Raw genomic sequence first — 14,881 nt, 5'->3', positions numbered from 1 at the left:
ATTCCTTCATTATTATTTTATATAATTTACTACTTTTTCCATACTTGCAGCACCATTAAAAAGTGTTTTTTCATCAAATGCTTTAGCAATAAGCTGAAGACCAATAGGCATTCCTTTTTCATTCTTGGCAACAGGTAGACTGATTCCTGGAAGTCCCGCAAGGTTAACACCTAGTGTATACATATCTAACTTATACATCTCTAAAGGGTCGTGCATCTGTCCTATCTTGGGTGCGACACTTGGTGCGACAGGTGCTAAAATAAGATCAGCCCCTTCAAAAATGGTATTAAACTCATCTCTTATAAGGTGTCTTACCCTCTGTGCCTTAAGATAATAAGCATCATAATACCCTGAAGAAAGTACAAAATTTCCAAGTAGAATACGTCGTTTAACCTCTTCACCAAACCCTTCGCTACGTGTATGAAAAAAGAGTTCCTCTGTTGTCTTAGATTCAGCCCTACTTCCATAGCGAACCCCATCATATCGCGCAAGATTAGTTGCTGCTTCTGCCGTAGCAATAATGTAATAAGTAGCAATATCATATTTGGTATTACTCACCTCTTTATGTACAATAGTGTGACCCACTGCCTCTAATTTGGCAATGGTTTCATTAAATACCTTTTGTATTTGTGTATCTGCTGCTTCGATGTAAGAATCAATGACTGCAATGGTTAGCTTAACATCAGGATTGAGGTTGTTTGCAATATCTTCTATCTCAAAATTAGCAGAAGTAGAATCTTTATCGTCATGTCCTTTGATAGCATCATAAAGGATAGCCGCATCTTCAACATTTTGGGCAATAGGGCCAATTTGATCAAGACTTGAAGCATAAGAAGCCAAACCAAAACGGCTTACACGTCCATAAGTAGGCTTCATGCCTACACAGCCACAGTAAGCTGCTGGCTGACGTATAGAGCCTCCCGTATCAGATCCTAATGCTGCAATAGCAATGCCTCCAGCAACTGCTGCTGCTGAACCACCTGAACTACCACCTGGAACATGCTCTTGATTGTGTGGATTTTTAGTCGGACCATAAAAAGAGCTCTCTGTGGTTGACCCCATTGCAAACTCATCCATATTAGCACGCCCAAATGCCATCATACCTTTAGACTTTAGGTTTGCAATAACTGTTGCTTCATACGGAGCAATATATCCTTGCAATATTTTAGAACCTGAAGTCACCGACCAATCTTTCACCTGGATATTGTCTTTAATAAGGATAGGCACGCCCTCACCAGAACTCTCAAAACCTACATAAGCGTTGAGTTTGGATTTCTTTGCTTTGGCTTCAAGCTCTACACGAAGTATTGCCATCTCTTCGTTAGATTTTACTAATGCTTCTTTTAAGGTAATCACTTATCTATTCCTTATTTAATATCTAATTTCTTTTTATAGTATGCCACAATACCAAGCCCAATACCCACAAGCCCAACTATAAAAATGATTGAGCCTACAATCACTTCCATTCTTATAGGTTGTGTCATATCAAACATTATGCACCTACTACTTTTGCACAACGTTCACAGATACACCCTTCTGATGGAGCAACAAACCTCCAACATCTAGGACATTTGGCTGCTATGGCTTTGTGTACAGAAAATACTTTACCCCTTACTTCAAATAAAGCAACTCTCTCACCCTCAGAATTTGTTTTCATTGCAGATACAGCAAACCAATCTTCTAAGTCTTTACCGTTATCAATAGGTAGAAGATTTATATTTCCTGCTATTTCTAGTTCTAGTGTAGCCTTAATAATTTTCTCTTTTTTGAGACTATCTATTGCTTCAGAGAATTTTTCACGTACTTCTAGGAGTATAGTGTCATTAAAACTCTTCTCTACTTCTGGTATTTTTATATACTCAAGATCAAATACATTCTCCATACCTTGCTTAAAAAATTCCGGTGCATATTCAAGTATCTCGTCTGCTGTATAGGTCAGTACTGGTGCTATTAGACCTAGCATTGCCTTAGCTATATGTGCCATAGCAGACTGTGTTGCACGTCTTGTGGGATCATTTTTCTCTTCACAGTAGAGCCTGTCTTTAGTAATATCCATATAGATACCACTTAGTTCATTGGTAATAAAGTGATTCAGTGTTGCAAACCCTCGTAAGAAATCATATGCATCAAAACTTGCTTTGGTTGAAGCAAATACCTTATCTGCTACAGTAAGTATCCACCTATCTAATTCACCATAGGCATCATTATCTACAAAAGACTCTAAATCATTCACATTTGCAAGTAAAAATCTAAAAGTATTACGTATCTTTCTGTACTGCTCGGCAGTTTGCTTGAGGATTTCATCTGAAATCTTCAAGTCAGATTGATAGTCAGATAGCGCTACCCACAGTCTCAATATTTCAGAACCATATTGCTTAATGACCTTATCTGGAGAAACCACATTACCTCTAGATTTAGACATCTTTTCACCTTTTGCGTCTACGGTAAACCCATGTGTAATCAGCGTTTTATATGGTGATACTTGATGAATGGCCGAAGAGAGCAACAGTGAAGACTGAAACCAACCTCTATGCTGGTCACTCCCTTCAAGGTAGAGTGATGCAGGATATTCGCCTGCATCATAGTTTCCTGAACTAAGTACAGATTTCCATGTAGAACCAGAGTCAAACCATACATCCAAAATATCAGAAACTTTCTCTAATTCATTGGGGTCATACTTGCTGTCTTTAGGTAACATTTTAGCAATACTCATGGAGTACCATGCATCTGCCCCATACTCATCAAAGAGTGATGCTATATGGTTAAGTATCTCCTCATCAAAGATAACTTCTTTGGTACTTTTAATTCTAAAAAATGCTATAGGCACACCCCACGAACGTTGACGCGAGATACACCAATCTGGACGACCTTCTATCATAGGTTTAAGCCTATTTTGAGAGCTTTCTGGATAAAACTTCACATCTTCAATAGCATTCAGTGCAGCTTCTCTTAGTGCTTTATCAGAACCTATCGGCTTATCATCAATAGAGATAAACCACTGATTTGTTGCCCTATAAATAAGTGGTTTTTTTGTTCTCCAGCAGTGCGGATAGGAGTGAATAAACTTACTAACCTTTAATAAACTCTCACCAAGTAGTTCTAGTATCTTCTCGTTAGCCTTAAAGATATGCATTCCAACAAACTCTTCGGCACCGGGTAGAAGATTGAGTCCAACAATAGACTCATCATACAGTCCCTTCTCATCAACAGGCATTACTACTTCAAGCCCATATTTGAGTCCTACTTTATAATCATCTTCACCATGCCCTGGTGCAGTATGGACACATCCCGTACCACCATCCATAAGAACATGGTCACCCAAAACCACTTTAGAGGGTCTGCCATTAAGTGGGTTGATAGTAAGCAGTCCTTCAAGTTCAGTTGCTGCAATCTTACGTGATGCATTCCCACTTACTACACCCTCTTCTATCATAACATCATAACGTGCTTCAGCAACGATATGCCCATCATTGGTAAGTACATACATCTCTTCAGGATTGAGCGAAATACCAGTATTTGCCGGCAATGTCCATGGTGTAGTTGTCCAGATAACCAAACCTGCTTTATTGTGAATATCAAGCTTCTCTTTTGCTGCATCACTTAACTCAAAGTGTACATAAATAGAGTAATCCTCTTTATCCTCATATTCTACCTCAGCATCTGCCAACGCCGTTTGTGCTGCCCATGACCAAAAAATAGGCTTATGTCGTTCAACCAATAGTCCACGCTTTGCTACTTCACAAAGTGTACGATAAATATTTGCCTCAAATTTAAAATCCATGGTTACATAAGGATTTTTCCAGTCAGCAATAACCCCAAGTGACTCAAACCCTTCTCTTTGAATATCAATAAACTTTGTCGCATGTGCGCGACAAAGTTCCCTGAATTTCTCGGTAGGCATTGACTCTTTTTTGGATTTACCAACTTTCTCTTCAACCTTTTGCTCAATAGGAAGACCATGACAATCCCAACCTGGCGTCATGCGTACTGCTTTGCCTTGAAAGTAATGATACTTTAAAATAATATCTTTAAGAATCTTGTTAAGTGCATGACCAATATGAATATCACCATTGGCATACGGAGGACCATCATGCAGAGTAAACATATCAGCGTTTTTACGCTTATTCTTCATCTGTTCATAGATATTAGCATCAGACCATGCTTTGTATTTTTTGGGTTCATTTGCTGGAAGGTTTCCACGCATTGGGAAATTTGTCTGGGGAAGAAGAAGGGTCTCTTTGTAATCCATTATCGATAATACCTTAAGTTATATTATCGGGGGATTATACCTCAATGTCCATTAGAGGCTACTTTTGCTACAATTCGTATCATGAAAACTATACGAAAAAAAACTGAAAAAATTGTTACAGCGCTAGCCCACAGAGGCGAAACAGTTACCTTTGCTGAGAGCTGCACAGGAGGACGTATTGTAGCAGAATTCACAGCTATCCCTGGTGTCTCCAGTATACTCAGTGGCTCATGTATTACCTACTCCAATGAGATTAAGCATCGCTGGCTCGGTGTAGAAAAAAAAGTATTGGAGACATATGGGGCTGTTAGCAAAGAGTGTATCTCTCAAATGCTTGATGGAATCATTAACATGACAGGGGCTGATTATGGTATTGCCGTTTCAGGTATTGCTGGACCTACGGGTGGCACAAAACTCAAACCTATAGGAACTGTTTATATTGGTCTTCTGGCTCCTGACACAAAAAAAATATATCATTGTTCCTTTCGGGGGAACAGAGAAAACATACAAAAACAGTCTGTTATCTTTGCTATCACAAAACTAGCAGAGCTTTTAAATATTTAAAATTTTTACATTTTTTTCTCTTGACAATCAAGGCACTCTTGGCTATAATTCCGTCCACTTATTTTGAAAGTCTATATAAATATATGACCCGTTAGCTCAGTCGGTAGAGCAACTCCCTTTTAAGGAGTGGGCCCTAGGTTCGAATCCTAGACGGGTCACCACCTATATTAAGCCTTTAATTAGGTTATGGTGCGGCGGTAGTTCAGTTGGTTAGAATACCTGCCTGTCACGCAGGGGGTCGCGAGTTCGAGTCTCGTCCGCCGCGCCACTTTTATTTGATATTGACCCGTTAGCTCAGTCGGTAGAGCAACTCCCTTTTAAGGAGTGGGCCCTAGGTTCGAATCCTAGACGGGTCACCACCATAGTATATTACACCATTGGTCGCTTAGCTCAGTTGGTAGAGCGCTACCCTTACAAGGTAGATGTCACAAGTTCGAGTCTTGTAGCGACCACCATGTATTTTATGACTGTTTGGATCTATATGACCCTTTCATCTAGTGGCCAAGGATGCTGCGTTTTCATCGTAGTCACAGAGGTTCAAATCCTTTAAGGGTCGCCATTGGTCGCTTAGCTCAGTTGGTAGAGCGCTACCCTTACAAGGTAGATGTCACAAGTTCGAGTCTTGTAGCGACCACCATTAGATAGAAAAAATGAGCAAAACTCATCTTTCTAGATGAACACTGGGTTTCTTTTGGTAGAATATGTTCATAGAATTAGTTTTGTTTATACAAAATTTAGTTAAAATCTTTTCAACCATTAAGTTGGTTTTGTGCGGCGGTAGTTCAGTTGGTTAGAATACCTGCCTGTCACGCAGGGGGTCGCGAGTTCGAGTCTCGTCCGCCGCGCCACACTTCTTTAAAGTTTAATTTATCCTCTTAACTATCATATGTATATAGTGAAATTAGCAGATATGCTAGACTCAGGTTGAAACGGGAACAATAATCTTGTAGAAATTTACTAATTCTCCAGTCTCATACGTACACTCTCTTCATGTGCTGTCAATCCTTCTACATGAGCAATCATTGCACACTGTTCACCAATCTCATTCATACCTCGTTTACTCATCATAATAATAGAAGATTTCTTAAGGAAATGCTCAACACTCAATGGTGAATAGAACTTTGCTGTTCCACCTGTAGGAAGTGTATGATTAGGTCCTGCAATGTAGTCACCTATAGGTTCAGGTGTATTTTCACCCAAGAAGATAGCACCTGCGTGTTTGATATCACTTAATAAACCCATAGGATCTTTTGTCACAATCTCCAGGTGCTCTGGTGCTATCTTATTCATAAGCTCAATTGCCTCTTTCATGCTAGATGTTACAATGATTGCTCCACGCTCTTCTATAGACTTTCTAGCTATCTGTTGGCGACTCAGTATATTTAGATACTCTTCTACTTTATCGCTCACCTTGTTTGCCAACTCTTCATTGGTAGTAATGAGTATAGAGGATGCCATCTCATCATGTTCTGCTTGACTTAATAAATCTATAGCCAAATAATCCTCTTTGGCAGTCTCATCTGCTAATATACCTATCTCTGATGGACCTGCTATCATATCTATATTTACTTCACCATACACCAATTTTTTAGCCGTAGCCACAAAGATATTGCCAGGTCCAGTGATAACGTCAACTTTGGGGATAGTCTCCGTGCCGTATGCCATTGCACCAATGGCAGAAGCACCACCCACCTTAAAAACTTTTGTCACTTTGCAAAGATGGCAAGCTGCCAGCAGTAGTTCATTAAGCTCATTATCTGGTGCAGGGGTGCAGACAATAATCTCTTCTACCCCTGCAACTTGTGCAGGAATAACATTCATCAGCAGTGAACTTGGGTAGGCTGCCTTGCCACCAGGAATATAAAGTCCTGCTCTATCTACTGCTGTAACTTTTTGCCCAAGCACTGTTCCATTGGTCTCTTTGTCCATCCATGTTTTTGGCATCAACTTTTGATGGTAAGACTTAATACGGTTATAAGCAAGTTGTAATGCATCACGCAGTTTTGGATTGATATTTTCATATGCTTTTTTCATCTCTTCTATTGAAACCATCAGTGCATCATCCTCTTTGGGTTTCCACCGATCAAATCGTGCAATCTGTACTCTTAGTGCACTATTCCCTTCTTCATGTATCTCTTTAAGAAGACTCGAAACAATACTCGTTACTCCATCAATATCCATCTTCCCGCGTTTAAGAAGTTCATTAAAGTTTGCCTCAAAAGTAGTATCACTACTGTAAAATATTTTCATCACTTTTTCCTTTGATAAATCCAAAAAAACCCACTTTATAAGCTCAATTCTGGGTACTTGCGCTCATAGCGCCTAATCATACTTTCATTTCCAAGTATTCCACCTTGATGAATATAAAGTAGTGGCTTTTTTTCATACAATACAGGATGTGCCAATAAACTACGCCACCCCAAAGGATCATAAAGCAAATCATACACTACACCCGTTTGTTGCTGTAATTTTAGCCAAATTTCATAATTTTCTCTATAAAGTTTACCAAAATGGTATTTTTTTGGTAATGAGATGATAGTAGGGTGCAATGCTTGATTTGCTTCAAGTATAGAAAACTGCTCCTTCAAGTATGCAGTATCTCCAACGCAAGGAGATGTATATACTACCGAGGAAGTCTCTTTTGATTGTATACTATCTAAAAGGTGTTTTTGTAAAAAAAGTGCAGTTGTTCCTGTACCTGAAGGAAGAAATACAGTTAGTTCAGGTATCTCTTTTTCTATCTGCCAATCAATAATCTCTTTTGCTAAAAATCTAATACCATACTCTGCTTCCTTCTGTCGTCCTCCCTCTTCTATAAATAATATATCTTGAGAATAATTGCTTGGAGATACCCCTACATATATCTTCATACCATTCTCAATTGCTGCCTTGTAGTTCCCGTGAGGATTTTGCTTTAGGTAGTCAGGTAAATGATCAACATAATATTCAAACTCCCATCTTTTTCTTTTTGCCAATACTGAGAGTGAATACATTGCATTAGATTGTACCGAACCGCGGGAGATAACTTTTTTAATAGAGGGAAAGTCATGGGTTAAAAAATAGTAAAATTTCCGAGCTTTGTTTCCAGAAAAATCAATATCAATTAGATCATCACGTTTTAAATAAAAAGTACAATTTTCAAACTGAGTGGCTTGTATAGGGGAAGGAAATTGCATATTTATCGCCTATATAGCAACATTAAATGATATAAACCTTCATTTCTTAATTACGTCCTACACAATTAAGATCTCTAAATGCTTTATCTAGACGGTTAACCATCGATACCTCACCAGCCTTAAGCCATTTTCGTGGATCGTAGTAACTCTTATTTGGCTTGTCTTCACCTTCAGGATTGCCTATTTGTGCCTGAAGATAATTGTGATACTTTGCTTCATATTGTCGTACACCATCCCAGAATGCCCACTGTGTATCAGTATCAATATTCATCTTAACTACTCCATAGTTAATAGCATCATAAATATCTTGCTCATCTGAACCTGAACCACCATGAAAAACAAAATTTATAGGTTTTGAACCAGTGTTATACTTCTCTTCAATATACGTTTGAGAATTATGAAGAATTTCAGGACGAAGAGTAACGTTGCCTGGCTTATAAACTCCGTGCACATTGCCAAACGATGCAGCAATAGTGAATCTATTAGAAACCTTTAAAAGCTCTTCATAAGCATAAGCCACCTCTTCGGGTTGTGTATAGAGTAGTGCATTGTCTACATCGGAGTTGTCAACACCATCCTCTTCACCACCAGTAATGCCTAGCTCTATCTCAAGAGTCATACCTATTTTACTCATACGCTCAAGGTAATATTTACACGTTTCAATATTTTCTTTAAGTGGCTCTTCACTCAAATCAATCATATGGGAAGAAAAAAGTGGTTTTCTGTGTATTTTAAAATACTTCTCGCTTGCATCGAGTAATGCATCAATCCACGGCAATAGCTTGCGTGCCGCATGATCAGTGTGAAGTACGACTGGTACACCATATGCTTCTGCAAGCATATGCACATGCTGTGCACCACTAATAGCACCAAGTACTGCACCAATTTGACTATCAATACCTTTTCCTGCATAATAAGATGCACCACCATTACTAAATTGTACAATAACAGGAGAATTAATCTTTTTTGCTGCCTCCATCACTGCATTGATTGATGATGTGCTGACTACATTAACCGCAGGTATAGCAAATTGATACTCTTTTGCTATTTGAAATAGTGTCTGAAGGTCATCTCCTGTTACGACCCCTGCGTTGATTGTGTCTAACACTTTTGTAGGCATTCAAATATCCTTGTATTACTTTAGTTTTATCTTTGCCTGTTTTAGCAAGCCCTCTATAAATTTTTCATTGGCAATCTGTATTTTAAGACTTTTTTCAAGTGTTGTATAATTTAAAAGCTCTTTTTCTAGTTTGGTTCCCTTTTGTATCTTCTTGATCTCTTCATAACGCTTTTTTACCTCCATGTCACTCACGCTTATCTGGGAAAGACGTTTTTGCATCCAGTAGTTTGCTAAAACACTTTTTTGCTCTTTCTCACTTAAACTGTTCTTTGCTGCTAGTGCAATAAATTTACTTGGTGCAATTGCCTGAAGTAGCTGTATCTTCTCTGTAGTAGAAATTGTTTTCCAGTTCATCTTTCCTTGAGTCATTGTTTGAAGTACTTTATTTGCCTCATCAATACTAATAGTTATCATGCCAACATAACCTGCAATATTGCCTGCATCTTGTACAATACGCACTTTCGCACCCTCCATGAGGTCAGAAGCAATTTTTTGTGTAACAATCTGTATTTTAATACGCTCCTTAACAGCTTCAAATGGAGAAACTTGTTGTATGGCACCTTGAGCCTTTGCCTGTACCTTGAGCTCTTCGTATACAACCTTTATTTGTGCATCAGTAATATTTGCATCTTGTGTCTTTTGCATGATCCATACACTAGAGAGAACAGCATCTTTCTCTTGATCTGAAAGTGCTTTCTGTGCACCTTCTTCTAAAAGTAGAGACAAGGAGATCTCCTTAATCAACACTAAGCGCTGTTCTTTAGAAAGCAAATCAAAATCTGTTACCTCTCCTTTTGTTCGTTGCTGCAAATAAGTATCTACATCTTTTTTGATAATGTCTATATGATTTACCGTAGCGATCACCGTCTTAGGAGAACGGCTCTTGGCTTTTACTGGTTGTGTGGCACTAAGTATATCGAGATTAACCATAGCTGGTATCTCATCCTTTTTTTTCAGCATTCCGCTCAAACTATCTTTGAGATGATCCCCCAATACAGGAATAGTGACTATAATACATCCTGCACTAAGTATTGCTACTATTTTTTTCATACTTTTTACCTATTAGCTAACCTTATTTCTTTGTACTATTTGCTTTTTCTACTCATATCAACTATCTTTGCTTTCCTCATTAGCTCTTTGGTAATATCTGTAATCTTGTTCTCAAAATCTCTCTGTTTCAAATTAGCAATAATCTTCTCTTTTACTGTCTCAAAAGGCTTCGTTTGTACCTTATCTCTCTTTTCAAGATAGATCACATGGTAGCCAAACTTTGTCTTAACAGGTTCTGTGGTAATCGTACCTACCACAAGGTTCCATGCTGCTTTGGAGAACTCTGGTACCATATCTTTTTTTCCAAAGCTTCCAAGGTCACCACCATTTGCACCAGAAGGACCCTGTGATTTTGATTTTGCAAGTTCAATAAACTTTGCTTTAAGTTTGTCTTTGCTCAGTCCTTGAAGCTGATTAATAATATCTTTTGCCTCTTGTTCACTTTTTACAAGAATGTGTCTTGCATGTATCTTTCCAAGTTTCATGAAAGCTGCCTGATTCTTGTCATAGAATGCTTTGGCTTTTTTATCACTAATAGTTGTATTTTCTATCAGTTTCTGTATCCATATATCAACAGCAACCTGATCGGCTACCTTCTCCATACTATGTTTAAACTCGGGTGTCTTTTTGATACCCTCTTTTTGTGCTAACTCTGCAAGGAGTGTTCCTTTTATAAGTATCTTTTTAACCTGTTCCTTCTGATCTTTTGATAGCTGTTCGTAGTGCATCTTTGGAGATTTTGCTTGGACAAAAAGTTCAGCATCTTGTTTGGTAATATTTTTTCCATTAACAGTTACAAGAATGTCTGAAGCAACAATTGAAGTTACTGTCACAGCAATAGTAAATAATGATACTTTTACAAATTTGGTCATAATATATCCTTTTTCAAATCTAAAATTAAACGGTAGTATTATATCTGTATCTAGTTAAACAATTTATTAATTAATACGCGTTATGCTAAGATTTTTTAAAGGAGTTGAGTCAGCATGACCAAAAAGGTAAAAAAAGCAACAAAACAAGAGATAGAAAAAATTAAGAAGCTTTTTCTAGAACACTATCCCAATTCAGTGACTGAACTAAAATATAAAAACCTTTATGAGCTACTCGTTTCTGTCATGCTATCAGCACAATGTACTGATAAACGTGTCAATATCATCACCCCTACTTTTTTCAAGCATTACCCCAATCCAGCCTTGCTCGCTAATGCCGACCTCAATGAAGTCAAATCTCATATTAATACCTGCTCTTTCTTTAACAATAAAGCCAAAAATCTTATCAAGATGGCACAGAATGTTGTAGAAAATTATGAAGGAAATATACCATTAAAACAAAAAGAGTTGGTTAAGCTTGCAGGAGTAGGACAAAAAACTGCCAATGTTGTAATGATAGAGTACACCGGTGCCAACTTAATGGCAGTTGATACTCACGTCTACCGTGTGGCACATCGTCTAGGTCTTTGCGATGCTCTCACTGCCATCAAATGCGAAGAACAATTGGTCAAAAAATTCAAAACTGATCTACATCGACTCCATCAAGCAATGGTATTATTTGGGCGCTACCGATGCAAAGCGCTTAAACCTGAATGCAATGGCTGTTTTATGCAACCTTATTGCAAAACAACAGAGCGTTTTAAGGTATAAAACTTAGATAGTTTGAATTGACTGTATTACTCTATTGAGTACCTCAAATATTTTCTCTACCGAATCAATATTCACCATCTCGCGTGTTGAATGTGGATAGCGAATAGTTGGACCAATAGAAGCAAATTTTATCTGTGGATACTTTGTACTAATTACGCCACACTCCAACCCAGCATGAATTGCCATCAATTTGCTTTTTCCAAATACTTCTCTCATCTTTTCATCAATAAGGTTTGTAAAATTTGTTATATCGGGCTTCCATGCAGGATATTTATCTTCTATTTTTATCTCAAAACCATATGCTTTAAATATCTCAGCTGTATTGCTAGTCAATGTATTAAGAGATACCATATCCATCGCACGAGCACTGACCTCAGCAGTAATGTTTCCCTTCTTGTCAACCACAATAATAGCAAAATTAATACTCACATCAGGAATACTAAATTCTTGATTCATGCGGTGTACCCCATGTCTAAAGGTATCAATTAAATCAATAATTTTTTCTCCATTCTGAAGTATATCAGGTGATTCACTCAAGACCTTAACAGTTACTTTCCCTTCATCTCTCAAAGGTACTTCAGACCGTACAATTGCTACAGCATTAGCAGGAATGGAATTACGGCGTTCACCAGCATGTATACTTACCAGTTGTTTGACTTCCTTCTCCTTTAAGTACCTACCAATCACTTTAATCGCGGAGGGAATATTCTTATCAATATCTACCCCAGAGTGACCGCCAGCCAGCCCCTTAACTGCCACTTCATAGCAAATACCCTTGCCTTCTATATAGTTATCTTGCTTGAGTGCCACAATATCTGTACCTCCTGCACACCCAATATACACCTCTGCCTCATCCTCACTATCGAGGTTGAGCATATAGTCTGCCTTAAGATTAAAAGCAAGCTCATTGGCACCAATGAGCCCAATCTCTTCATCAGAAGTAAACAGAAACTCTAACACTCTGCCATCATCTATCATCTGCATCATCATTGCAATTGCTATCCCATTATCTGCTCCAAGTGAAGAGTTCTTTGCCTTCATCCACCCCTCTTCTATATAGGCTTCAATAACAGGTGCTCTCCCCATACAGACCATATCGTAATGTGCTTGCAAACAGAGTCGTGGCATACCCTTATGCACATAAATATTCTTAGCTTCATCCACTTCAACTATATACCCTCGCTCTTGGGCAAAATTCACCAAAAAATCACACAACTTTGCTGACTCTTTTGAACAGTGTGGTATCTGTGTCAATTTTTTAAAATATTCTATAATTTTTGACATTATCAATTCCTAGTAAAGTATTTATATTGTTTTATACTATATATGTAGATATAATGAATAGCAAGGGTGTCGTCCAGAAAATGATAGGAAATTGTCACTTATTTCCAAAATAATATATTGAAAAATAAATAATATAAAGTATCCCTATCACCCCTACTGTCCAAGTGAGTGATTGCCTAACATCCATAGAAGGATTAAGTATCCCACAATAAGGGCAACGTTTATCTCCTTTGGCAACAGACTGCTTACAGTATCGACAGAGGATTTGGTTTATTTTCATTATTATTTCCTGATTTTTAAACAGTCTTTTTATAATCTTTAATTTTATACTGTGTTCTCTTAATGATGAAGAAATATGCCTTATACCCATTAAAATAATATGACACAAAATTGTATCGCCAACTATTATTTTTTCAAGTTTTGTACAATAAATAATTTTAAAATATTTTAACTTTTCAAAAAGGTGGCATATATAGAAAAAATGGTGGAAGTTAGATTAAAAAGATCATCAGATCAATCCCTCCCTAGTCAATAAAGGAGAGTATAATACTTTTTAAAGAACCTCTTTGGCTTTTTGGAGTGCACTAATTACTGCATCAATATTTTCCTTAGGAATATGTACTTTCCAATCGGGTTCCTGTGCATTTTCCTGAAGAAAAATACCAATACTTGCAATATTTTCACTACCTATACCATAAGGTTCTTCAATGGTTGTAATCATAATTTTACCATCATTGGTTCCACTGAGATTCATCTTGGCAATTTCAGTCATTTTTCCACTCATACTAAATCCTTTAGTTAATATGGGTGATTATAGCACAAAAGGTTTATTTTTTAATCAAACGCATTAATGTTGCTTGCATGCGTCTCCAAAGTCGGATTTCAATGGCAGGGAAACCAGCATAGGTCTTACCCCCTTCAAGTGATTTAGTTACTCCTCCTTTACCTGCTATTGTTGCAAAGGCTCCCACTTCAAGGTGTCCTGCTGAAGCACTCTGTCCACCCATAACCACATTTCTTCTTAAGGTTGTAGAACCAGCAAGCCCTACTTGTGCCGCTATCAATGAACATTCTCCCACATCACAATTATGTGCAATTTGAATAAGATTATCTAGCTTGGTGCCTTTGCGAATAACTGTTGTACCAAATACTGCTCGATCAATAGTACAATTAGCACCAATCTCTACATGATCTTCAATAACTACATGCCCATTCTGATAGATCTTGATATGTTCTCCTTGTTTCGTGTGTGCAAATCCATAGCCATCACATCCAATGACTGTACCACTATGAATAATAGAGTCACTACCCACTTTTGTACCATAATAGAGTGTTACATTGGGATACAGTAGTGTATTGTCCCCTACTACAACATCATCACCAAGATAGCAACCCGCCATAATAACTACATTGTTTCCCAACATAACGTTTTTACCAAATGTCACCGAAATATCAATATCACACCCTTTTCCCTGACGTGGTTTATCTGTCTGTGTAGAAGGGATATAGGTAAAAAGTCTTGAAGCTTCTGCTAACTTTAAGTAGGGCTCATCAGTAATAAGTGCAATGGTCGATTCTGGAAGCAGGTCTGCATACTTAATATCGATCAATACTGCTCCTGCTTTTGTTAAAGGAAGTTGTACCTCATACTTCTTATCATTATTAAAAAAACTGAGCTGAGAAGGTGTTGCTTCACTTAGGGTGTGAATGCCCTCTATATCAATATCATCACCATTAAAATCAAGGTTAAGCTCTTTTGCTATCTTCGAGAGTGGATAGGTCATATATTTCCTCGTTA

General features: G+C 37.8%; 13 protein-coding genes and 7 tRNA genes. 9 read left to right on the top strand and 11 right to left on the bottom strand.

The features are described 5' to 3' along the window. Positions 1–12 precede the first annotated feature (12 nt). The gene (gatA, locus tag LGB01_03665; protein MCB4753299.1) at positions 13–1,356 is read right to left on the bottom strand and encodes an Asp-tRNA(Asn)/Glu-tRNA(Gln) amidotransferase subunit GatA; all 1,344 of its coding nucleotides are present in this window, start codon (positions 1,354–1,356) and stop codon (positions 13–15) included. 136 nt (positions 1,357–1,492) lie between these two features. Further along, entirely contained in the window at positions 1,493–4,249 is a 2,757-nt protein-coding gene (gene ileS, locus LGB01_03660) for an isoleucine--tRNA ligase (GenBank protein ID MCB4753298.1), read from the bottom strand. Between the two features lie 81 nt (positions 4,250–4,330). Between ileS and LGB01_03655 the strand changes: the two genes are divergently transcribed. The 8 genes from LGB01_03655 (at position 4,331) to LGB01_03620 (ending at position 5,661) form a co-directional block, all read left to right on the top strand. Further along, positions 4,331–4,813: a CinA family protein gene (locus LGB01_03655; protein ID MCB4753297.1), complete on the top strand. Its 483-nt coding sequence runs from the start codon at positions 4,331–4,333 to the stop codon at positions 4,811–4,813. Positions 4,814–4,898: 85 nt separating this feature from the next. Next, positions 4,899–4,974: transfer RNA gene (locus tag LGB01_03650), tRNA-Lys, on the top strand. Positions 4,975–5,004: 30 nt separating this feature from the next. Then, positions 5,005–5,081, top strand: a tRNA-Asp gene (locus LGB01_03645). A gap of 15 nt (positions 5,082–5,096) precedes the next feature. After that, a tRNA-Lys gene (locus tag LGB01_03640) sits at positions 5,097–5,172 on the top strand. Positions 5,173–5,192: 20 nt separating this feature from the next. After that, a tRNA-Val gene (locus LGB01_03635) sits at positions 5,193–5,268 on the top strand. Between the two features lie 28 nt (positions 5,269–5,296). Further along, positions 5,297–5,372 (top strand) — tRNA-Glu (locus tag LGB01_03630). 2 nt (positions 5,373–5,374) lie between these two features. Then, positions 5,375–5,450, top strand: a tRNA-Val gene (locus LGB01_03625). A 134-nt stretch (positions 5,451–5,584) separates the two neighbouring features. Further along, a tRNA-Asp gene (locus tag LGB01_03620) sits at positions 5,585–5,661 on the top strand. Positions 5,662–5,770: 109 nt separating this feature from the next. Here the strand turns inward: LGB01_03620 and hisD are convergent. Genes hisD through LGB01_03595 form a run of 5 tightly spaced genes read right to left on the bottom strand, consistent with a single transcriptional unit; the run spans position 5,771 to position 11,031 of the window. Beyond that, positions 5,771–7,063: a histidinol dehydrogenase gene (hisD, locus tag LGB01_03615; protein ID MCB4753296.1), complete on the bottom strand. Its 1,293-nt coding sequence runs from the start codon at positions 7,061–7,063 to the stop codon at positions 5,771–5,773. Between the two features lie 35 nt (positions 7,064–7,098). After that, entirely contained in the window at positions 7,099–7,989 is an 891-nt protein-coding gene (locus LGB01_03610) for a 1-aminocyclopropane-1-carboxylate deaminase/D-cysteine desulfhydrase (protein ID MCB4753295.1), read from the bottom strand. Between the two features lie 46 nt (positions 7,990–8,035). Beyond that, positions 8,036–9,109 carry a class II fructose-bisphosphate aldolase gene (gene fbaA / locus LGB01_03605; protein ID MCB4753294.1) on the bottom strand — a complete coding sequence of 358 codons (1,074 nt, stop codon included), beginning with the start codon at positions 9,107–9,109 and terminating at the stop codon, positions 8,036–8,038. Positions 9,110–9,124: 15 nt separating this feature from the next. Further along, entirely contained in the window at positions 9,125–10,159 is a 1,035-nt protein-coding gene (locus LGB01_03600) for a hypothetical protein (GenBank protein ID MCB4753293.1), read from the bottom strand. Between the two features lie 35 nt (positions 10,160–10,194). Next, the gene (locus LGB01_03595; protein MCB4753292.1) at positions 10,195–11,031 is read right to left on the bottom strand and encodes a peptidylprolyl isomerase; all 837 of its coding nucleotides are present in this window, start codon (positions 11,029–11,031) and stop codon (positions 10,195–10,197) included. 114 nt (positions 11,032–11,145) lie between these two features. Here LGB01_03595 and nth point away from each other — a divergent pair, with 114 nt between their 5' ends. Further along, positions 11,146–11,799, top strand: a complete 654-nt coding sequence (gene nth, locus LGB01_03590) for an endonuclease III (GenBank protein MCB4753291.1) — start codon at positions 11,146–11,148, stop codon at positions 11,797–11,799. Between the two features lie 3 nt (positions 11,800–11,802). On the opposite strand, the gene LGB01_03585 is transcribed toward nth, so the two are convergent. The 4 genes from LGB01_03585 to lpxD all read right to left on the bottom strand — a co-directional run bounded on the left by LGB01_03585 (position 11,803) and on the right by lpxD (position 14,867). Continuing rightward, the gene (locus LGB01_03585) at positions 11,803–13,083 is read right to left on the bottom strand and encodes a M20/M25/M40 family metallo-hydrolase (GenBank protein ID MCB4753290.1); all 1,281 of its coding nucleotides are present in this window, start codon (positions 13,081–13,083) and stop codon (positions 11,803–11,805) included. A gap of 94 nt (positions 13,084–13,177) precedes the next feature. Continuing rightward, positions 13,178–13,363 (bottom strand): hypothetical protein, encoded by a 186-nt coding sequence (locus LGB01_03580; GenBank protein MCB4753289.1) that lies wholly within the window; start codon positions 13,361–13,363, stop codon positions 13,178–13,180. A 273-nt stretch (positions 13,364–13,636) separates the two neighbouring features. Then, the gene (locus LGB01_03575; protein MCB4753288.1) at positions 13,637–13,867 is read right to left on the bottom strand and encodes a hypothetical protein; all 231 of its coding nucleotides are present in this window, start codon (positions 13,865–13,867) and stop codon (positions 13,637–13,639) included. Positions 13,868–13,910: 43 nt separating this feature from the next. Continuing rightward, a complete protein-coding gene (gene lpxD, locus LGB01_03570) occupies positions 13,911–14,867 on the bottom strand; it encodes a UDP-3-O-(3-hydroxymyristoyl)glucosamine N-acyltransferase (protein ID MCB4753287.1) in 957 nt (318 codons plus the stop codon). Between the last annotated feature and the right edge of the window lie 14 nt (positions 14,868–14,881).

The sequence above is a fragment of the Sulfurovum sp. genome (assembly GCA_020525365.1).
GTDB lineage: Bacteria > Campylobacterota > Campylobacteria > Campylobacterales > Sulfurovaceae > Sulfurovum.
This window is presented reverse-complemented; position numbering and strand designations above follow the sequence as displayed.